At 71.6% G+C, this 19,670-nt stretch carries 17 protein-coding genes; 12 read left to right on the plus strand and 5 right to left on the minus strand.

Going from position 1 to position 19,670, the window contains the following annotated elements; genetic code table 11:
- The first annotated feature begins 136 nt into the window (after window positions 1–136).
- Window positions 137–940: a hypothetical protein gene (locus tag ACIRU3_RS27295; protein ID WP_404061210.1), complete on the plus strand. Its 804-nt coding sequence runs from the start codon at window positions 137–139 to the stop codon at window positions 938–940.
- Window positions 941–1,102: 162 nt separating this feature from the next.
- On the opposite strand, the gene disA is transcribed toward ACIRU3_RS27295, so the two are convergent.
- Window positions 1,103–2,227 carry a DNA integrity scanning diadenylate cyclase DisA gene (gene disA / locus ACIRU3_RS27300; protein ID WP_404061214.1) on the minus strand — a complete coding sequence of 375 codons (1,125 nt, stop codon included), beginning with the start codon at window positions 2,225–2,227 and terminating at the stop codon, window positions 1,103–1,105.
- Between the two features lie 81 nt (window positions 2,228–2,308).
- A complete protein-coding gene (radA, locus tag ACIRU3_RS27305; RefSeq protein WP_404061217.1) occupies window positions 2,309–3,718 on the minus strand; it encodes a DNA repair protein RadA in 1,410 nt (469 codons plus the stop codon).
- 197 nt (window positions 3,719–3,915) lie between these two features.
- Here radA and ACIRU3_RS27310 point away from each other — a divergent pair, with 197 nt between their 5' ends.
- Entirely contained in the window at window positions 3,916–5,619 is a 1,704-nt protein-coding gene (locus tag ACIRU3_RS27310; RefSeq protein ID WP_404061220.1) for a hypothetical protein, read from the plus strand.
- Here the strand turns inward: ACIRU3_RS27310 and ACIRU3_RS27315 are convergent.
- Entirely contained in the window at window positions 5,616–6,455 is an 840-nt protein-coding gene (locus tag ACIRU3_RS27315; protein WP_404061223.1) for a hypothetical protein, read from the minus strand. The two genes, ACIRU3_RS27310 and ACIRU3_RS27315, sit on opposite strands and share 4 nt — an antisense overlap.
- A 71-nt stretch (window positions 6,456–6,526) precedes the next feature.
- On the opposite strand from ACIRU3_RS27315, the gene ACIRU3_RS27320 reads away from it, so the two are divergent.
- The 4 genes from ACIRU3_RS27320 to ilvD all read left to right on the plus strand — a co-directional run bounded on the left by ACIRU3_RS27320 (window position 6,527) and on the right by ilvD (window position 11,010).
- Window positions 6,527–7,459 (plus strand): Ppx/GppA family phosphatase, encoded by a 933-nt coding sequence (locus ACIRU3_RS27320; protein WP_404061226.1) that lies wholly within the window; start codon window positions 6,527–6,529, stop codon window positions 7,457–7,459.
- Window positions 7,460–7,601: 142 nt separating this feature from the next.
- On the plus strand, window positions 7,602–8,429 hold the full coding sequence (locus ACIRU3_RS27325) for a sugar phosphate isomerase/epimerase family protein (protein ID WP_404061228.1): 828 nt from the start codon (window positions 7,602–7,604) through the stop codon (window positions 8,427–8,429).
- Complete coding sequence (locus ACIRU3_RS27330) at window positions 8,426–9,031, plus strand: TetR family transcriptional regulator (RefSeq protein WP_404061231.1); 606 nt, start codon at window positions 8,426–8,428, stop codon at window positions 9,029–9,031. The genes ACIRU3_RS27325 and ACIRU3_RS27330 overlap by 4 nt, the downstream gene beginning before the upstream one ends.
- Window positions 9,032–9,156: 125 nt before the next feature.
- Window positions 9,157–11,010 carry a dihydroxy-acid dehydratase gene (gene ilvD, locus ACIRU3_RS27335; RefSeq protein ID WP_404061234.1) on the plus strand — a complete coding sequence of 618 codons (1,854 nt, stop codon included), beginning with the start codon at window positions 9,157–9,159 and terminating at the stop codon, window positions 11,008–11,010.
- 51 nt (window positions 11,011–11,061) lie between these two features.
- Here the strand turns inward: ilvD and ACIRU3_RS27340 are convergent, their stop codons facing one another.
- Entirely contained in the window at window positions 11,062–13,221 is a 2,160-nt protein-coding gene (locus tag ACIRU3_RS27340; protein ID WP_404061237.1) for a serine/threonine-protein kinase, read from the minus strand.
- A 181-nt stretch (window positions 13,222–13,402) separates the two neighbouring features.
- Between ACIRU3_RS27340 and ACIRU3_RS27345 the strand changes: the two genes are divergently transcribed.
- The 6 genes from ACIRU3_RS27345 to proC all read left to right on the plus strand — a co-directional run bounded on the left by ACIRU3_RS27345 (window position 13,403) and on the right by proC (window position 18,029).
- Window positions 13,403–13,726: an SH3 domain-containing protein gene (locus ACIRU3_RS27345; protein WP_404061240.1), complete on the plus strand. Its 324-nt coding sequence runs from the start codon at window positions 13,403–13,405 to the stop codon at window positions 13,724–13,726.
- Window positions 13,727–13,768: 42 nt separating this feature from the next.
- Entirely contained in the window at window positions 13,769–14,290 is a 522-nt protein-coding gene (locus ACIRU3_RS27350) for an EamA/RhaT family transporter (RefSeq protein ID WP_404061242.1), read from the plus strand.
- 343 nt (window positions 14,291–14,633) lie between these two features.
- Window positions 14,634–15,431, plus strand: coding sequence for a class I SAM-dependent methyltransferase (locus tag ACIRU3_RS27355; RefSeq protein WP_404061245.1), 798 nt, complete (start codon window positions 14,634–14,636; stop codon window positions 15,429–15,431).
- Between the two features lie 127 nt (window positions 15,432–15,558).
- Window positions 15,559–16,353, plus strand: coding sequence for an ABC transporter ATP-binding protein (locus ACIRU3_RS27360; protein WP_404061248.1), 795 nt, complete (start codon window positions 15,559–15,561; stop codon window positions 16,351–16,353).
- Window positions 16,350–17,132, plus strand: a complete 783-nt coding sequence (locus tag ACIRU3_RS27365; RefSeq protein ID WP_404061250.1) for an ABC transporter permease — start codon at window positions 16,350–16,352, stop codon at window positions 17,130–17,132. Before ACIRU3_RS27360 ends, ACIRU3_RS27365 begins: the two co-directional genes overlap by 4 nt.
- A gap of 84 nt (window positions 17,133–17,216) precedes the next feature.
- Window positions 17,217–18,029 carry a pyrroline-5-carboxylate reductase gene (gene proC, locus ACIRU3_RS27370; protein ID WP_404061253.1) on the plus strand — a complete coding sequence of 271 codons (813 nt, stop codon included), beginning with the start codon at window positions 17,217–17,219 and terminating at the stop codon, window positions 18,027–18,029.
- 46 nt (window positions 18,030–18,075) lie between these two features.
- On the opposite strand, the gene trpS is transcribed toward proC, so the two are convergent.
- Window positions 18,076–19,101 carry a tryptophan--tRNA ligase gene (trpS, locus tag ACIRU3_RS27375; RefSeq protein WP_404061256.1) on the minus strand — a complete coding sequence of 342 codons (1,026 nt, stop codon included), beginning with the start codon at window positions 19,099–19,101 and terminating at the stop codon, window positions 18,076–18,078.
- Between the last annotated feature and the right edge of the window lie 569 nt (window positions 19,102–19,670).

Raw genomic sequence — 19,670 nt, forward strand, 5'->3', positions numbered from 1 at the left:
GAGCGTTGCGTCGGATCGCGTTGAGTGAAGGACCCTTTTTCCCGCGACAGTTGCCGGGATGATGATCCGGAAAAGTTGGGGCCGGGGCGGCGGGGTGGCGCAAGCAAGCGCGCCGATCTCTCGTACAGTTTGCGCCGTGGGATCTCTGCGCAATCCGGTCGGGCCGCTTCCCTCCTCCATCTACTGGCGACGGAGGGTCGTACTGGTGTCTGTGGCAGCCCTGTTGGCGCTGCTGGTCACCTGGATCGTCACGGCCGGCGGCGGGGGCGGAAAGAAGGACACCGACGCGTCCGGCGGCAAGAACCCCGCGTCCACCATCACGCCGGGGCCGTCCCCGTCCGGCTCCGCCATCAGCCAACATCCGGGCGGACGCGACGAGTCGGGCGGCGGGGACACCGGCGGCAGCGGGCCGGGGTCGGGCGACGGTTCAGGTTCGGACGGAAAGGGCGGCTCCGGTGCCACGGGTTCCGGCGGCGGCTCGGGGGCCGGCGGCGGAAGCGTCGGTACGGGCGACACACTGCCGGCGTCCTCGTCGCTGTCCAACTGCACGGCCGGGGCGGTCACGTTGAGCCTGCGCAGCCGGCACAACTCGTACTCGCCGGACCAGACGCCCACCTTCGAACTCATGGTGAAGAACACGTCGTCCGGTGACTGCAAGGTCGATCTCGGGCCGAAGAGCGCGGTGTTGACGATCACGCCGGCGGACGGCAGTGACGACTACTGGTCTTCGGCCGACTGCCCGAAGGGTGCCGCGAGCCTGGTGTTCCGGGTGCCCGCGGGACAGAGCATCACCTACACCGTGAAGTGGGACCGCAAGCCGAGCGCTCCGCAGTGCGCGACTCCTCCGACGGGGTCGGCCAAGCCCGGGACGTACCTGCTGGAGGCCCGGGCGCCGGGCTTCGCGAAGGGCCAGACGTCGTTCGTGCTGTCGGCGGACTAGCGAGAGTCTGCTGCTGACGGCCGGGGCACGGCGAGGCCGGCCCCAGGTGCGTACGGTGCCTTGCGGCCGACGGCGCTGCGACGCCCCAGGAGCGCGGGGAACCGCGCGACCGGTCCCGGGGCCGCGGGGCCCGCCGTCACGTCGGGCCCGGCAGCCCCCGGATCAGACGTACCGCTCCAGGATCGACGACTCGGCCAGCCGCGACAGGCCCTCGCGGACGCTCCGTGCGCGGGCCTCTCCGACTCCGTCCACCGTCTGCAGGTCGTCCACGCTGGCGGCGAGCAGCTTCTGGAGGCCGCCGAAGTGCTCCACCAGGCGGTCGATGATGGCGCCGGGGAGGCGCGGCACCTTGGCCAGCAGGCGGAAGCCGCGCGGGGAGACCGCCGAGTCGAGGGTCTCGGGCGAGCCCGTGTAGCCCAGCGCCCGAGCCACCGTGCCCAGCTCCAGCAGTTCCGCGTGGGTGAGGGCGTCCAGCTCGGCGAGCGCCTCCTCGACCGTGCGGGAGCGCTTCGCCGTGGGCTCGGGGACGTAGTCCCGGACGACCAGCTCGCGGTCGGGCTCCACGCCGGCGATCAGCTCCTCCAGCTGGAGTGCCAGAAGGCGACCGTCCGTGCCCAGTTCGACCACGTATTCAGCGATTTCGGTGGCGATGCGCCGGACCATCTCCAGACGCTGGGCGACCGCCGACACGTCCCGGACCGTCACCAGGTCCTCGATCTCCAGCGCCGACAGCGTGCCCGCGACCTCGTCCAGCCGGAGCTTGTACCGCTCCAGGGTGGCCAGCGCCTGGTTCGCCCGGGACAGGATCGCCGCCGAATCCTCCAGCACGCGCCGCTGCCCGTCGACGTACAGGGCGATCAGCCGCATGGACTGGGAGACCGACACCACGGGGAAGCCGACCTGCTTCGAGACCCGGTCCGCCGTCCGGTGACGCGTACCCGTCTCCTCCGTCGGGATCGTCGGATCCGGCACCAGTTGCACGCCGGCCCGCAGGATCTTCGACAGGTCGGAGGAGACCACGATGCCGCCGTCGAGCTTGCACAGCTCACGCAGGCGCGTGGCCGTGAACTCGACGTCCAGGACGAACCCGCCCGTGCACATCGTCTCGACGGTCTTGTCGGAGCCGAGCACGATGAGCCCGCCGGTGTTGCCGCGGAGAACCCGCTCGAGGCCGTCCCGCAGGGCCGTGCCCGGAGCCACCGCGCTCAGCGCGGCACGCATCAGGCCCTCGGCACCGGAACTCCCACCGGACTTTCCGGGAGCTGCCGCCCGGTCGTTGGCTGCCACTGCACTCCTCCGGTCGCAGGTTCTGGGGCGCTCCCGTTTCGCGCACTCTGTTCGTACGGACGGGCGAGACCTGGGCAAAGTCTACCGGCGGTCCTCCGACTCCCGTGGGGCCTCTCGGCGACGGGAGCGCGGCAGGACCCTGAGGGCGTCCCCCATGTCGGCGACTTCCAGGACCTTCATACCGGCCGGGACCTTGCCCGGATCGCCCGGCACGAGCGCGTGCGTGAAGCCCAGCCGGTGCGCCTCGGCGAGCCTGCGCTGCACGCCCGTGACCCGTCTCACCTCGCCCGCCAGGCCCACCTCGCCGATCGCGACGAGGTTCTTGGGGAGGGGGGTGTCGCTGGCTGCCGAGGCGAGGGCGAGGGCGATCGCGAGGTCGGCGGCGGGCTCCGACAGCTTCACGCCGCCCACGGTCGCCGAGTAGATGTCCCGCTTGCCGAGCGCGCTGATCCGGCCGCGCTGCTCCAGCACCGCGAGCATCATCGACACCCGGGAGGTCTCCAGGCCGGAGGTGGTCCGGCGCGGGGAGGGGATCTGGGAGTCCACGGTCAGCGCCTGCACCTCCGCCACCAGCGGGCGGCGGCCCTCCAGGGTGACCGTCAGGCAGGTGCCGGGGACCGGTTCGTCACGACGGGTCAGGAAAAGTCCGCTCGGGTCCGCAAGGCCCGTAATGCCCTCGTCGTGCAGTTCGAAGCAGCCGACCTCGTCCGTGGCGCCGTAGCGGTTCTTCACGCCGCGCACCAGGCGCAGGCGCGCGTGCCGGTCGCCCTCGAAGTGCAGGACGACGTCCACCAGGTGCTCCAGCAGCCGGGGGCCGGCGATCGCGCCGTCCTTGGTGACGTGGCCCACCAGCAGCGTGGACATCCCGCGCTCCTTGGAGGCGCGGATCAGGGCACCGGCCACCTCGCGGACCTGGGCCATGCCGCCGGGCGCGCCGTCGATCTCCGGGGAGGCCACCGTCTGCACCGAGTCCAGGATCAGCAGGGACGGCTTGACCGCGTCCAAGTGGCCGAGGACGGCCGCCAGATCGGTCTCGGCGGCCAGATACAGGTGGTCGTCCAGAGCGCCGATGCGGTCGGCGCGCATCCGCACCTGGCTCGCCGACTCCTCGCCGGTCACATAGAGGGTCGGGTGCTCCGCGCTCGCGGACTTGGCCGCCACGTCCAGCAGCAGGGTGGACTTGCCGACGCCGGGCTCGCCCGCGAGCAGCACGACCGCGCCGGGCACCAGACCCCCGCCGAGCACCCGGTCCAGCTCCGGCACGCTGGTCGAGCGGGCGGCGGCCTGGCGGCCGTCGACCTGGCCGATGGGCACCGCGGACGTCGTGACGCGGCCCGGTGCCGTCGTACGGACCGCGGGCGTGCCGTACTCGTCGATCGTGCCCCAGGCCTGGCACTCGGGGCAGCGGCCGAGCCACTTGGCCGTCTGCCAGCCGCACTCGGTGCAGCGGTAGGACGGTCGGTCCTTGGTGGTCTTGGTACGGGCAGCCATGCGGAAACCGTAGCCCGCGGCACTGACAACGCCCCCTCGGGGCGCATATGGGTGGACCGGTATCGGCCACCACCTGTCGGGTTCGAGCCATGGGACAAGGGGGTCCTGTCCCCTTATGAGGGATCGTTTCACCCGTACGGATTAAAAGTGCTCAAGGTGCAAGAAGGGGCACTCCACCGCCGCCTACGGTCGCACGGGTGATGAGCAGCAGTCCGGAGACCACGACCCGCAGCCCCGGAGCGCACCGTGCGCACCGCGAGGCGCGTGACCGAGCGGCAGCGCGCACGCTCGCCCAGCGGCCGCCGGCGCGCTACGAGCCGTACCTGGACGGTCTGTTCACCTACTGCCTGTCGGTGCTGTGCGACCACGGCGCGGCCACCGCCGCCCTCGGGGACGTCCTGGCGCTGGCCGAGCGGCGCGGACAGCGTGTCCCGGAGGCCGCGGCGGACCGCAGGGCCTGGCTGTACGCGCTGGCCCGCTGGGCGTGCCTGCGCGGGCTCGCCGAGGCCAAGCAGAAACGTCAGGCCACCCATGCGGCGGGCCGTCCCGCAGCCGCGGAACAGGTGCCCGATCAGCCCGTCTCCCCCGAGGTCCAGGAGCAGCGGCGCCGCGAACTCGCCCTGCTCGCCTGGCCGGAGGCGGCCGGTACCACCCCCGAGCAGCGCGAGGCCCTCGAACTGGCCGTCCGCCACCACCTCGCCGCCCACGAGGTCGCCGCCGTGCTCGGCATGGAGCCCGCCACCGCGCGCGAGCTGCTGGCCTCCGCGGCCTGCGAGGTGGAGCGCACCCGCGCCGCGCTCGCCGTGGTCGAGACCGGCGGCTGTCCGAGCGTGGCCCATCTCACCGGAGACAGCCAGCTCGTCCTCAGCGCGGCCCTGCGCCGCGAGCTGGTCCGGCACGTCGACGACTGCCCGCGCTGCCGCCGTACCGCCGAGCGCGCGACGGCCGGCCGCTGGCCCGGCGCCACCATCACCCCGGCCGAGCTGCCCGTCCTGGAGGCCCCCCGCGCGGCCCTGCACATCGCTCTCGCGCACCATCCGCGCGCGCGGGGCGCCGCCGTACCCCGCTTCGACCGGCGCGGCTTCCCGATGGACCCCAAGGACCGTGCGGCCCGCCGTGACCGCCTGCGCGCGCGTGCCGTCACCACGACCGTCGTCGCCACCGTCGTCGCGGCCCCCGTGCTCGCCCTGTGGGCCGCCTACCGGGGCACGCCGGCCACCGACGCGGACGGCCGTGCGGCCACCGCGCGCGAGGCGCAGAGCCCCGACGCGCTCGGCAGCGACCCCGTAGGCGGCTACGAGAACGCCGGGAACGCCAGAGTGAAACCCACCGGCACCCCCGGCAAGGACGCCGAGGACGCCGAGGACGGCACGTCCGACGTCTCGGTGGAGGTCATCAGCGTCTCCGGAGGAGACAGGAAGGGCGGGGGACGGCTCACGGTCAGCGCCGGCAACGACGGCGACACCACGCTCGTCATCCTCAGCGCCTCCGGTTCCGGCCCGGTCCGCTGGTCCGCGGCCACCTCGGTGGACTGGCTCTACCTCAGCCAGTCCGCCGGAACCCTCGCCCCCGGCGAGACGTTGACGATCAAGGTGTACGTCGATCATCTGCGCGAGCCGTCCGGCCACTGGCACGCACAGGTGGCGGTCTCACCGTCCGGCGCCGTGGTCTCCATCGACGGCTACGGCACCGCCCCGAGCGGCCCCCCGACCCCGCCCTCGACACCCACCAGCCCCGACCCGACCCCCTCGCCCTCGACCCCCACGGACCCGCCCTCCAGCGAAACCCCGTCCCCGACCGATCCGGGTCCCGGTCCCGGCGATCCGACCCCGTCCGATCCGCCGAGCCCGTCCCCGTCGCCGAGCGACGACGGCAGTCCGAGCCCGTCGGACAGGCCCTAGCGGGTCACCTCGGGATCCGCCGGATGCGGTGCCACCAGCGGGAGCTGCGAGGCCAGCCGCTGCTCGCACAGCTCGGCCAGGCGGTCGTAGCCCTCCTTGCCCATCAGCTCGGTCAGCTCGGCCCGGTAGGAGACGTACACCGGATCGCCCGCGCCGTGCGCCGAGGTCGCCGACGTGCACCACCAGTGCAGGTCATGGCCGCCCGGACCCCAGCCCCGGCGGTCGTACTCACCGATCGACACCTGCAGCACGCGCGTGTCGTCGGGCCGGTCGATCCAGTCGTACGTCCGCCGGATCGGCAGCTGCCAGCACACGTCCGGCTTGGTCTCCAGCGGCTCCCGGCCCTCCTTCAGAGCCAGGATGTGCAGCGAGCAGCCCGCGCCGCCGGCGAAGCCGGGACGGTTCTGGAAGATGCACGAGCCCTGGAAGGGCCGGGTCTGCCGGGAACCCTCGTCGTCCTCGGAGATCCAGCCGTCCCGCACGCCCTCGTCGTGGTGCTGCCAGATCTCCGGGGTGAGCCTCGCCACATGCTCGGCGACCCGCTTCTCGTCGTCCTCGTCGGAGAAGTGGGCGCCCAGCGAGCAGCACCCGTCGTCCGCGCGGCCCGCCTGGATGCCCTGGCAGCCGCTGCCGAAGATGCAGTTCCAGCGAGAGGTCAGCCATGTCAGATCGCAGCGGAAGACCTGCTCGTCGTCCGCCGGATCCGGAAACTCCACCCATGCGCGTGCGAAGTCGAGCCCCTGCTCGTCGCTCGCCTTCGGGGCCTTCCTGGGTGTCTTGCCGGACTTGGAAGACTTGGCTCCCTTGTCGTCCTTCGCCTTTTTCGTCTTGGGCACGCGTCCAGGGTAAGTGGCCCGGGGCCGCTCCGGGGACCGAGGACAGGGGTTCTGGCAGTAGCGTTCCGTACATGAGACTCGGTGTCCTGGACGTGGGTTCGAACACGGTGCATCTGCTGGTGGTGGACGCTCACCCCGGCGCGCGCCCGCTGCCCGCGCATTCGCACAAGGCCGAACTTCGGCTCGCCCAGCTGCTCGACGACAGCGGTGCCATCGGTGACGACGGCGTCGACAAACTGATCGCCGTCGTGCGGGAGGCGCTCCAGGCCGCCGAGGACAAGGGCGTGGAGGACCTCCTGCCGTTCGCGACCTCCGCCGTCCGTGAGGCCACCAACGCCGACGACGTCCTCGCACGCGTGGAGGAGCAGACCGGCGTACGACTCCAGGTCCTCACCGGTGCGGAGGAGGCCCGGCTCACCTTCCTCGCCGTCCGCCGCTGGTACGGCTGGTCCGCCGGAAAACTGCTGGTCCTGGACATCGGCGGCGGCTCCCTTGAGATCGCCTACGGCATCGACGAGGAGCCGGACACCGCCGTCTCCCTGCCGCTCGGCGCCGGCCGCCTCACCGCCGGCTGGCTGCCCGGCGACCCGCCCGACCCCGAGGCCGTCCGCTCCCTGCGCCGCCATGTACGCGCACAGATCGCCAGGACCGTCGGAGAATTCAGCCGCTTCGGAGCTCCCGACCACGTGGTCGCCACCTCCAAGACCTTCAAGCAGCTGGCCCGCATAGCCGGTGCGGCCCGCAGCGCCGACGGCCTCTACGCCCAGCGCGAGCTCAAGCGCGAGTCCCTGGAGGCCTGGGTCCCCCGCCTGTCCGGGATGTCGGCGGAACAGCGCTCCGAACTCCCCGGTGTCTCGGAGGGCCGCGCGGGCCAGCTTCTGGCGGGCGCGCTGGTGGCCGAGGGCGCGATGGATCTTTTCGGAGTGGAAAGCCTGGAGGTCTGCCCCTGGGCTCTGCGCGAGGGCGTGATCCTGCGGCGCCTCGATCACATGGGAAGCGACTGAGTACCTGAAGGGGTGCGGGCCGTATCGATGTGCGGCTCTGCCGCGCGGGCGCGATCGGCCACGACGCACCCGCACCCGCCCGAATGGCGAACGTCACAACGGCGAATAGGCACCCCGCACCCGCACTGCCCCACCCCGTAAGGTGACGGACGTGGTTGAAGTCAGGGACGCACTCGCGAAGATCGCGCTGTCCACGGCCTCCGTCTACCCGGAGTCGACGGCGACGGCCTTCGAGGTCGCCGCGCGCCTCGGGTACGACGGCGTCGAGGTCATGGTGTGGACCGACCCGGTCAGCCAGGACATCGAGGCCCTGCGCCGTCTGTCCGACTACCACGGCGTCCCGATCCTGGCCGTCCACGCCCCCTGTCTGCTGATCACCCAGCGGGTCTGGTCCACGGACCCCTGGGTCAAGCTCCAGCGGGCCAGGGCGGCCGCCGAGAAGCTGGGCGCCGACACCGTCGTCGTACACCCGCCCTTCCGCTGGCAGCGGCAGTACGCCCGCGACTTCGTCTCCGGGATCTGGCGGATGGCGCACGAGACCGACGTGCGGTTCGCCGTCGAGAACATGTACCCGTGGCGCTACCGCGACCGCGAGATGCTGGCGTACGCCCCCGACTGGGACGTCACCAAGGACGACTACCGGCACTTCACGATCGATCTCAGCCACACGGCGACCGCCCGCACGGACGCGCTGGACATGATCGACCGCATGGGCGACCGCCTCGGCCATGTGCACCTCGCCGACGGCCGTGGCTCGGCCAAGGACGAGCACCTGGTCCCCGGCCGCGGCACCCAGCCCTGCGCCGAGCTGCTGGAGCGCCTCGCGCTCACCGGCTTCGACGGCCATGTCGTCATCGAGGTCAACACCCGGCGGGCGATGTCGAGCGCCGAACGCGAGGCCGACCTCGCCGAGGCCCTGGCCTTCACCCGCCAGCACCTGGCCTCGGCCGTGAAGGTGCCCCGACGATGACCGGAGCGACCGCGCGCCGCAGGGGACGGCCGCCGCGCGCCGAGTCCGCGGACACCCGCGACCGCATCCTCACCGCGGCCCGCGAGGAGTTCTCCGAACGCGGGTACGAAAAGACGTCCGTACGCGGTATCGCCAAGGCCGCCGGGGTCGACTCCGCGCTGGTCCACCACTACTTCGGCACCAAGGAACAGGTCTTCGAGGCGGCCATCGAGGTCGCCTTCGCCCCCGCGCTCGACGCGCCGAACGCGGTGGCCGAGGGTCCGCTGGAGGGGGTGGGGGAGCGGCTGACCCGTTTCGTCCTCGGCGTCTGGGAGAACCCCACGACCCGTGCGCCCCTTCTCGCGATCCTCCGGTCCGCCGTGAACAACGAGACCGCCGCCGCCGTCTTCCGCCGCCTCGTCGCCTCCCAGCTGCTGCGCCGCGTCGCGGCCCAGGTGGACCTGCCGGACGCGGAGCTGCGGGCCGAACTGGCGGCCGCGCAGATCGTGGGCACGGCGATGATGCGCTACGTGATCAAGCTGGAGCCGCTGGCCTCGGCGGATCTGGAGCAGATCATCGCGCGGGTGGCGCCGGTGGTGCAGGGGCATCTGACGCAGCCCTGACAGCTGCGGTTCGTGAAATACGCGTCCCGTATTCCGGACAGCCTTGTCCAGTCCTTGGAGTGGCGGCGTACGCTCGTAGGGAGTCAGAACTCTCTGGCAGAAGGTCTTCGAAGGAGCGAGCGGCGATGCCCGAGCTGAGGTCCCGCACAGTCACCCACGGCCGCAACATGGCGGGCGCCCGCGCCCTTATGCGCGCCTCCGGTGTACCCGGTGCGGACATCGGCCGGAAGCCGGTCATCGCCGTCGCCAACTCCTTCACGGAGTTCGTGCCGGGCCACACCCACCTGCAGCCGGTCGGCCGGATCGTCAGCGAGGCGATCAAGGAGGCCGGTGGCATCCCGCGCGAGTTCAACACGATCGCGGTCGACGACGGCATCGCCATGGGCCACGGCGGCATGCTGTACAGCCTCCCCTCCCGCGATCTGATCGCGGACTCGGTGGAGTACATGGTCGAGGCCCACTGCGCCGACGCCCTGGTCTGCATCTCCAACTGCGACAAGATCACCCCGGGCATGCTGCTGGCGGCCCTGCGCCTGAACATCCCGACGGTCTTCGTCTCCGGCGGCCCGATGGAGTCCGGCCGTGCCACGCTGGTCGACGGCACGGTCCGCACCCTCGACCTGGTCGACGCGATCTCCGACGCGGTCAACGACAAGATCTCCGACGAGGACATCCTGCGGATCGAGGAGAACGCCTGCCCGACCTGCGGCAGCTGTTCCGGCATGTTCACCGCCAACTCGATGAACTGCCTGACCGAGGCCATCGGCCTCTCCCTCCCCGGCAACGGCTCGGTCCTCGCCACCCACACGGCCCGCCGCCGGCTCTACGAGGACGCGGGCCGCACGGTCATGGACCTCACCCGCCGCTACTACGAGCAGGACGACGACACGGTCCTGCCGCTCAACATCGCCACTTTCCAGGCCTTCGAGAACGCCATGGCCCTGGACATCGCGATGGGCGGCTCCACGAACACGATCCTGCACCTGCTGGCCGCCGCCCAGGAGGCGGGCGTCCCGTTCGGCCTGGAGCAGATCGACGCCGTCTCCCGCCGCGTCCCCTGCCTCGCCAAGGTCGCGCCCAACGTCGCGAAGAACCGCACGTACTACATGGAGGACGTGCACCGCGCGGGCGGCATCCCCGCCCTCCTCGGCGAACTGCACCGCGCCGGCCTGCTGAACGAGGACGTCCACGCGGTCCACAGCCCGACCCTCGCCGACTGGCTGAAGACCTGGGACGTCCGCGGCGGCTCCCCGTCCCCCGAGGCCGTGGAACTGTGGCACGCGGCCCCCGGCTGCGCCCGCTCCGCCGAGGCCTTCTCCCAGTCCGAGCGCTGGGAGGACCTGGACGACGACGCGGAGAACGGCTGCATCCGCAGCGCCGAGCACGCGTACTCCAAGGACGGCGGCCTCGCGGTCCTCAGGGGCAACCTGGCCGTGGACGGCTGCGTGGTGAAGACCGCGGGCGTCGACGAGTCGATCTGGACCTTCGAGGGCCCGGCCGTGGTCTGTGAGTCCCAGGAGGCGGCCGTCCAGCGGATCCTCACCCAGGAGGTCAAGGACGGCGACGTCGTCGTCATCCGCTACGAGGGCCCCAAGGGCGGCCCCGGCATGCAGGAGATGCTCTACCCGACCTCGTACCTGAAGGGCCGTGGCCTGGGCAAGAGCTGCGCCCTGATCACCGACGGCCGCTTCTCCGGCGGCACGTCCGGTCTCTCCATCGGCCATGCCTCCCCCGAGGCGGCCTCCGGAGGCACGATCGCCCTGGTCCAGGACGGCGACCGCATCCGCATCGACATCCCGAACCGCACGATCGAGCTGCTGGTCGACGAGGCGGAGCTGGCGCGGCGCGAGCAGGCCCTGGACGGCGTGTTCGCCCCGAAGAACCGCGAGCGCAAGGTCTCGGCCGCCCTCCGCGCCTACGCGGCGATGGCGACCAGCGCGGACAAGGGCGCGGTCCGGGACGTGACCAGGCTGGGCTGACCGGTCCACGGGAAGGGGCCGCCTCCTTGCCGGGGCGGCCCCTTTCGCATGTCACCAGGCCGATGGGCGGCGGCCGTCGAGGGCGAAGACCGTGCCGTCGGGGGCGGTGGCACAGATGCGGTCGCCGACGACGACCGGCGCGGGCGGTGCTCCCACGACCTGGGCCGAGTGGGTGCCGAGCCGGGCCGCGGTCTGCCCGACGAGCCGCCCCTCGGCCGCATCGGCGGCGAGGAGCCGCCCGTCGCCGGCGCTGAAGTACACCCTCTTGCCGTCGGTGACAGGCGCCGAGCCACGGCTCACGGAGGTCTCCAGGCGCCACAGCTGCCTGTGCGCGTCCATGTCGACAGCGAGCAGGGAACCACCGGTGCCCAGGAGGTAGACGAGGGGGCCCCGTACGGTTGCCTGAGCGTCGTCGAGGGCGACGGGCAAGGTCACTCGGCGCGTCGCCTTCGAGGCGGGGGTATAGCGGACGACCTCCTCGGTATGTCCGTAGACGCTGTCGACGGACAGGAAGAACACCGAGCCGTTCCCGGCACCGAACGGCCGCAGCGCTCCGGTGAGCGGGACATCCCAGCGCACCCGGCCCGTGCGCGGATCCACCGCGGTCACCCGCGTGTTCGAGCCGTCGGCGGACGTACGGGCCGCGTAGGCCGACGAGTCTCCCGGGAACGAGAGGAACGTCGGCGCGCCCTGGCCGGCGAACCCGTGCTGCCACTTCGTGTCCCCGGTCGCCGCGTCCACGCCGGTGACCGTCCCGTCGGCACGGGTGAGCAGGGCCATGCCGCCTGTGTAGTGGACCGTCGTGTCCGGGGGCAGCCGCCGCTCCCAGACCTCCTTGCCCGAGGCGGGGGCGAGAGCCACCAGACGTGACCCGCCGCCCGTGTACGGCTGCACGAGACCGGCGGACACCACGGGCGGTTCGCTCGTGGTCTGCGTGGCGATCCGGTGCCGCCACAACAGGGTGCCGTCGGCGGGCGCCACGGCGAACACCACACCGGGCTGGGAGCACAGCAACTTCCCCGCCCCGTAGGAGCATTGCGGCATCCCCTTGCCCGCCCCGACCGGTTCGGCAGCCCAGGCGCCGGAGGCCGTCGACACCGTCCGCGGGTTCCCGCCCTGCGACGTGTGCGGGGTATCGCCGAACAGCTGTACCAAGGTCAGGGCGGCGAGCACGGCCAGACCGAGCGCCGCGGCGCCCACGGCCGCCACCCGCTTCCCCCGGCGCCGGCGTCTTCCGGCCTCCTCCACGGCGGCCGGCTCTCCGGCCTGCTCCAGGGCGGCCCGCTCTCCGGCCCGCTCTCCGGCCGGCTCGGCGCTCGCCTTCGGCCTCCGCTCGTCCTCACCCGTCCGCTGCGCCGGTATGAACGCCTGCGTGTCGTACGAGGCGGCCACCGACCGGAGCTCCTGCATCAACTCATCTGGAGTCGGCCGGTCCTCGGGCTCCTTCGCGAGGCAGCGAAGGACCAGCGGCGCCAGACTCTCCGGCACCCCGGTCAGATCCGGCTCGTCGTGCACCACCTGATACGCGACGACGTACGGACTGTCGGAGTCGAACGGCCCCCTTCCGGTCGCCGCATGCACCAGCACCGACCCGAGGGCGAAGATGTCCGCCGCCGGTCCCACCTCGCGCGGCCGCCGGAACTGCTCGGGTGCCATGAACGGCGGCGTGCCGATCAATTTCCCCGTCTCCGTGCGCAGTTCGCTGTCCTTCGGCCGGGAGATACCGAAGTCGATGACCTTCGGCCCGTCCTCGGCGAGCAGCACGTTGCTCGGCTTGAGATCCCGGTGCACGACCCCCACCCGATGGATGTCGCGCAGTGCCTCGGCGAGCCCGGCCATGAGCCGGCGCAACTGCGCCGCCGGCATCGCGCCGTTCCCCTTCACATGCTCGGAGAGAGTCGGACCCGGAATGAACAGTGTGGCCATCCAGGGCCGTTCGGCCTCCGGGTCGGCGTCCACGACAGGCGCGGTGAAGGCACCGCTCACCCTCCGCGCGGCCGCCACCTCCTGCCGGAAACGCCCCCTGAACTCACGGTCCCGGGCGAACTCGGCGTGTACGACCTTCACCGCGAGCTTCAATCCGGAGGTGCTCCGGGCCAGATGGACCACGCCCATGCCGCCGGAGCCCAGACGTGACTCCAGGTGATAGTGGCCGGCGTACTCAGGAAGTTCCGCTTCCGCGCCCGCTCCGGTGTTGCGCTGTGGCGTCATGGACCACCCCCGTGCTGTTCGTCCGCGCGCGCGACGCACGGAGCCTAGTCGATGACTCGTACGAGACAGAGGCGGCTTGCTAGCGTCTGCGTGCGAGTTGCGCACGGGTGTTTCGCAATTCGTTTCAAGGGAATCAACGTGTCCCCATGACAGCCATGGGGACAACGGGGGGAGGCACTCGATGTCTGTCGAGCGCGTCGAAGAAGAAGACAACAGCGGTGCGGCGACCGCGACGGCCGCGGTCACGACGGAGTCCCTGCGTTACTACTCGGTCGCCCCGGGCGTACGCCTGAACGTCCGCAGCGGACCCGGCACCAACTACAACCTCGTCCGCGTCCTGCCCGAAGGCGCCAAGGTCCACATCTACTGCCAGTCACCCGGCACCGCCATCACCGGCCCGTACGGCACCTCGAAGATCTGGGACAACATCAGCAACGGCGAGTACGTCTCTGACGCCTACGTGCAGACGGGCACCGACGGCTACGTCGCCGCCCGCTGCGGCTGACCCCGCCCGGAGCCCGCCCACGTCCGGAGCCATAATCGTCCCGTGAGCGACGAAAACGGCACCCCGGACACCCCGGCGGGCTCCGCAGGCGACGCGGCCCAGGGCGGCCCCCGCCCCGAGCCCCTCCGGTTCTTCGGCACCTCCTGGGTGAACCACGACAACGGGTACGCGGCCCGCCGAGCCGGCGTGGCCGTCGGCTCCCTCGCCGCGGCCGCCGCCTCCTGCCTGATCCTGAACTTCGCCTACGAGGGCATCCGGATCGCCGGCACCGGCGCCTTCGTGACCGTGCTGGTCGTCGCGATGTTCGCGATCTGCAGTGCGCTCGCCTTCCGCAACACCTGGGACGGCTTCCGCAAGCGCCACGACCCCCATCGCCAGGCCTCCCTGCGCGGCCTGCTGGCCATCGGATTCGTCGGCTCCCTTCTCGCCTGCTTCGTCCGCTCCCTCACCGAAGCCCCGGGCGAGAAGCTGCACCGCGAGGAATACGAGACGGCCCGCGAGGAGTACGAGCGCCGGTCCTCCCGGCGCACGGGCAACCCGTCGAAGAAGAAGCGGCGCCGGTGACCGGCATCGCCGGCAACTGGTAACGGGACGCCCGAGGGGACTGACCGAGGGGACTGACCGAGGGGAGCGTCTGGCGGGAGCGCCCGTGGGGACTGCCCGGCGGGAGCGGCGCCGCGGGAGGGGCGCCGCGGGACGGCGTGGCGATACGGCGGTAGAGCAGGACCGCCACCGCGTTCGGCGCCCGCCCCCGGCGCCCGCCCCCCGGCGTCCACTGCCCCGCGTACCAGGCCCGCGCCCCAGGCCCCGCGCCCCAGGCCGTATTTCCGTGCGCCTGGCCGAAATGCACCGCCTTTGCCGATAAACCCGCTGTTCCCTCCCGCCCCGCCCCGCGCACCATGGCCGCATGACCACGACCTCAGCCTCCCCGGAGCCGACCGCGCCGTCACACGCCCTGCGCGCCCACTCCTTCAACGCCGCCGCGGCCCAGTACGCCGCGAACCGTCCCTCCTACCCGCCCGCTCTCTTCGACACCGTCGAGGAACTGGCCGGGCGGCCGCTCTCCGGTGCCCGGGTTGTGGACGTCGGCGCCGGGACCGGGATCGCCACCACCCTGCTGGACACCCGCGGCGCCGACATCCTCGCGGTCGAACCCGGGGCGGGCATGGCCGCCGAGTTCCGCCGCGCACTGCCGCACATCCCGATCGTGCGGGGCAACGGCAACGCCCTCCCCGTCGCCGACGCCCAGGCCGACTTCCTCACCTACGCCCAGGCCTGGCACTGGACGGACCCGGCGCACTCGGTGCCGGAGGCGCTGCGGGTGCTGCGGCCGGGCGGTGCGCTGGCGCTGTGGTGGAACGCCGACGCGCTCGACGTCGAGTGGATCGCCGACGCGGCCGACCGCATCTACCGCTTCTTCGGCATCGACACCGCCGCCGAGAAGCGCAGGGCCGGTGACCGCACCGACCTCGCCGACCCCAGCGGCCGCCTCCGCTTCACCCGCCGCGAGGTCCGCTGGAGCCGGCGCATCCCGATCGACACCCACCTCGCCAACATCGGCAGCCACTCGGGCTTCCTGGTCACTCCCGAGGAGCGCAGGAACGCGTTCCTGCAGGAAGAGCGCGGCCATGTGCTGAAGGTCTTCCCGGACGGCATCGTCGAGGAGACCTACGACGTGCTCCTGCTCGTCGCGACCAAGCCCTGACCCCACATCCTCCCAGCGGCAACAGCAGCGGCGGCGGCCCGGTTCCTGTCCGGGCCGCCGCTTTCGTGTGCGGCACACCGACCTCCACCTCTTGACGCCACCGGCCGTCGCCAAGATTATTCATCACATGATGAATTATGCGACCGACCCACCCCACCCCACGGCACCGGACGCCGTCCACGCCGACGACCTCACCGTCGTCCGCGGCCCCCGCACCGTCCTCCACCACCTCGGTTTCACCGTCCCCCGCGGCCAGATCACCGGCCTGCTCGGCCCCTCCGGATGCGGCAAGTCGACCCTGATGAGGTCGGTCGTCGGCACCCAGGCCAAGGTCACCGGCACCCTCGAAGTCCTCGGCCGCCCGGCCGGCCACCCCACCCTGCGCAGCCGCATCGGCTACGTCACCCAGGCCCCCTCCGTCTACGACGACCTGACCATCCGCCAGAACCTCGACTACTTCGCCGCGATCCTCGACCCCCGCCGCACCTCCGCCGAACGCCGCCAGGACGTCGAACGCGTCCTCGCCGAGGTCGACCTCGCCAGCCATGCCGACGTCCTCGCCGGCAACCTCTCCGGCGGCCAGCGCAGCCGCGTCTCCCTCGCCGTCGCCCTCCTCGGCACCCCCGAACTCCTGGTCCTGGACGAGCCGACGGTCGGCCTCGACCCCGTCCTGCGCCGGGACCTGTGGAACCTCTTCCACGACCTCGCCGCCCGCGGTGCCACCCTCCTCGTCTCCTCCCACGTCATGGACGAGGCCGAGCGCTGCCACCGCCTCCTCCTCATGCGCGAGGGCCGGATCCTCGCCGACGACACCCCGGACGCCCTGCGCACCCGCACCGGCACCGACACCGTCGAGGCCGCCTTCCTCCGCCTCGTGGACGAAGCGGCCGCCGCGGACCGCACCAAGGAGACGACCCGATGAGCACGACCACGCCCGCAACCCCCGCCGCGCCCACCAGCACCCTGAGCGCCGCCCGCACCACCGCCACCGCGGCCCGCGTCCTGCGCCAGCTCCGCCACGACCCGCGGACCATCGCGCTGCTGATCCTCATCCCCTGTCTGATGCTGATCCTGCTGCGCTACGTCTTCGACGCCAGCCCGCGCACCTTCGACAACATCGGCGCCTCCCTGCTCGGCATCTTCCCGCTGATCACGATGTTCCTGGTCACCTCCATCGCCACCCTGCGCGAACGAACCTCGGGCACCCTCGAACGCCTGCTCGCCATGCCCCTGGGCAAGGCCGACCTCATCGCCGGCTACGCCCTCGCCTTCGGCGCCCTCGCCATCGTCCAGTCGGCCCTCGCCACCGGACTCGCCGTCTGGTTCCTCGGGCTGGACGTCACCGGCTCGCCCTGGCTGCTCCTGCTCGTCGCCCTCCTCGACGCCCTGCTCGGCACGGCCCTCGGTCTCTTCGTCTCGGCCTTCGCGGCCTCGGAATTCCAGGCGGTCCAGTTCATGCCCGCAGTGATCTTTCCCCAGCTCCTCCTCTGTGGCCTGTTCACCGCCCGCTCCGCCATGCACCCCGCCCTGGAGGCCATCTCCGACGTCCTTCCGATGTCGTACGCCGTCGACGGCATGAACGAGGTCCTCCACCACACCGACATGACGGCGACCTTCGTGCGCGACGTCCTGATCGTGGCGGGGTGCGCACTGCTGGTCCTCGCACTGGGCGCGGCCACCTTGCGACGCCGGACGGCGTGAGCCGGAGGCGCCCACACCCGGCCGGACGTCCGCCAACCGGACAACCGCCCCGCACATCTCACCGCCGGTGCGAGGATGAACGACATGAGCCAGAAAGTCGCAGTCCTCGGCACCGGCAAGATCGGCGAAGCCCTGCTCAGCGGAATGATCCGGGCCGGCTGGGCCCCCGCCGACCTCCTGGTCACCGCCCGCCGCCCCGAGCGCGCCGAGGAACTCCGCACCCGCTACGGAGTCTCCCCGGTCGACAACGCCGAGGCCGCCAAGACCGCCGACACCCTGATCCTCACGGTAAAGCCGCAGGACATGGGCGCCCTCCTGGACGAACTCGCCCCGCACATCCCCGCCGACCGCCTGGTCATCAGCGGAGCCGCCGGCATCCCCACCTCCTTCTTCGAGTCGCGCCTCGCCGCGGGCACCCCGGTCGTACGCGTCATGACGAACACCCCCGCCCTCGTCGACGAGGCCATGTCCGTCATCTCCGCCGGCAGTCACGCCACCGTCGACCACGTCGCCACCGCCGAGGAGATCTTCGGCGCCGTCGGCAAGACCCTCCGCGTCCCCGAGAGCCAGCAGGACGCCTGCACCGCCCTGTCCGGATCCGGCCCGGCCTACTTCTTCTACCTGGTCGAAGCCATGACCGACGCCGGCATCCTGCTCGGCCTGCCCCGCGACAAGGCCCACGACCTCATCGTGCAGTCCGCCATCGGCGCCGCCGTGATGCTCCGCGACAGCGGCGAGCACCCCGTCAAGCTCCGCGAGAACGTCACCTCCCCGGCCGGTACGACGATCAACGCCATCCGCGAGCTGGAGAACCACGGCGTTCGCGCGGCCCTCATCGCCGCGCTGGAGGCCGCCCGCGACCGCAGCCGCGAACTCGCCTCCGGCAAGAAGGACTGACGCCCGCAACTCCGCGAAGGCGGCGGGGCACCCCGCCGCCCCACGGTCAGCGAGCGACGCTCAGCGCGGGTTCCGGCACGGGCGGCAGCAACCCGATCGCCCTGTGAGCGGTATCGACGGTCGGCCGGGCCATCGCCCGAGCCTTCTCCGCACCGTCCCGCAGCACCCCCTCCACATAGGCGGGATCCGCGCACAACTCCCTGTGCCTGGCCTGCACGGGCCTGAGAACCTCCACCACCGCCTCCGCGGTGTCCTTCTTCAAGGCACCGTACGACTCATATACACCGGCCAGTGCTTCCGGGTTCCCGTCTGTGCACGCCGCGAGGATCTCCAGCAGATTCGCGACCCCCGGCCGCCCCTCCCGGTCGTACTCCACTTCGCGCCCGCTGTCGGTCACGGCCCGCATGACTTTCCTGCGCACCACGTCGGGCTCGTCCAGCAGATAGACGATGCCCGGCCCCGACTCGTCCGACTTCCCCATCTTCGCCGTCGGGTCCTGCAGGTTCATCACCCGAGCGGCCACCTCCGGATGGGTGGCTTTGGGCACCACGAACGTATGCCCGTACCGCTGGTTGAACCGCACCGCCAGATCCCGCGTCAGCTCCACGTGCTGCGTCTGGTCGTCCCCGACCGGCACCTCGTCCGTCCCGTACGCCAGGATGTCCGCCGCCATCAGCACCGGGTACGTCAGCAGCGACAGCCGCACGCTCCCGCCGCGCTCACGCTCCCGCGCGGACTTCTCCTTGTACTGGATCATCCGCCGCATCTCACCGTCCGTCGCCACGCACTCCAGCAGGTACGACAGCCGCGTGTGCTCGTCGACGTGGCTCTGCACGAACACGGTGCACAGCTCCGGGTCGAGCCCGGACGCCAGCAGCAGAGTCGCCGCCTGGCGACTGAGCCTGCGCACCCGCGCCGGATCGTGGTCCACGGTCAGCGCGTGCAGATCGACGATGCAGAACAAGGCGTCCGACCGGTGCTGGTCCACCTCGGCCCAGCGCCGCATGGCTCCCAGGTAGTTCCCCAGGGTCAGGTGTCCGGTCGGCTTGACCCCGCTGAAGACCCGCGTCATCTCTACTCCACTCCTGGTCGAGACCGCCGTCCCGGCCGGCCGGCCCCCGGAGTCCTGGAGGAGAAACGAGAACGGCCGCCGAGGCGGCGGCCGTTGAGTGCATACGTGTATCGGCCGCCGTCAGGCGAGCCACCACTGCTGGGTACACGTACGCGTAGTCATGGGGCCAGAGTACGCCGCCGAAGGGTCTCAGGGAGGCAAGTTGACACACCCCGGCGCGTTACGTACTGTTCTCCGAGTTGTCCGACGTGAGCGCCGACTCCGGTCGGTCCCCGGACAGCCATTCCGCAAGTACCAGTCAAGCTTCGACGCTTCGGTGTCGGCTGCTTTGGTGTGCGTATTCGCGAAATGAGGAATCCGTGTTCGAAAGGACGCGGCCCCCGATTAGCTCGGGAGCCGGGAATCCGCTAAAGTCTCACTCGTCGGAACGGCCCAACGGCCGGGAAGACAAACCCGCTGACTGGGAATCAGACGCCGAAAGGATCTGATAGAGTCGGAACCGCCGGAAAGGGAAACGCGAGAGCGGGAACCTGGAAAGCACCGAGGAAATCGGATCGAGAAAAGATCTG

This window comes from Streptomyces sp. NPDC101151, assembly GCF_044768335.1.
In the GTDB taxonomy this organism is placed as follows: domain Bacteria; phylum Actinomycetota; class Actinomycetes; order Streptomycetales; family Streptomycetaceae; genus Streptomyces.

Excerpts from the sequence above, each read along its gene's own strand:
- radA (WP_404061217.1), bottom strand. The coding sequence starts at position 3,718 with ATGGCTGCCCGTACCAAGACCACCAAGGACCGACCGTCCTACCGCTGC.
- ACIRU3_RS27320 (WP_404061226.1), top strand. The coding sequence starts at position 6,527 with ATGAGACTCGGTGTCCTGGACGTGGGTTCGAACACGGTGCATCTGCTG.
- ACIRU3_RS27330 (WP_404061231.1), top strand. The coding sequence starts at position 8,426 with ATGACCGGAGCGACCGCGCGCCGCAGGGGACGGCCGCCGCGCGCCGAG.
- ilvD (WP_404061234.1), top strand. The coding sequence starts at position 9,157 with ATGCCCGAGCTGAGGTCCCGCACAGTCACCCACGGCCGCAACATGGCG.
- ACIRU3_RS27340 (WP_404061237.1), bottom strand. The coding sequence starts at position 13,221 with ATGACGCCACAGCGCAACACCGGAGCGGGCGCGGAAGCGGAACTTCCT.
- ACIRU3_RS27345 (WP_404061240.1), top strand. The coding sequence starts at position 13,403 with ATGTCTGTCGAGCGCGTCGAAGAAGAAGACAACAGCGGTGCGGCGACC.
- ACIRU3_RS27355 (WP_404061245.1), top strand. The coding sequence starts at position 14,634 with ATGACCACGACCTCAGCCTCCCCGGAGCCGACCGCGCCGTCACACGCC.
- ACIRU3_RS27360 (WP_404061248.1), top strand. The coding sequence starts at position 15,559 with ATGATGAATTATGCGACCGACCCACCCCACCCCACGGCACCGGACGCC.
- ACIRU3_RS27365 (WP_404061250.1), top strand. The coding sequence starts at position 16,350 with ATGAGCACGACCACGCCCGCAACCCCCGCCGCGCCCACCAGCACCCTG.
- proC (WP_404061253.1), top strand. The coding sequence starts at position 17,217 with ATGAGCCAGAAAGTCGCAGTCCTCGGCACCGGCAAGATCGGCGAAGCC.
- trpS (WP_404061256.1), bottom strand. The coding sequence starts at position 19,101 with ATGACGCGGGTCTTCAGCGGGGTCAAGCCGACCGGACACCTGACCCTG.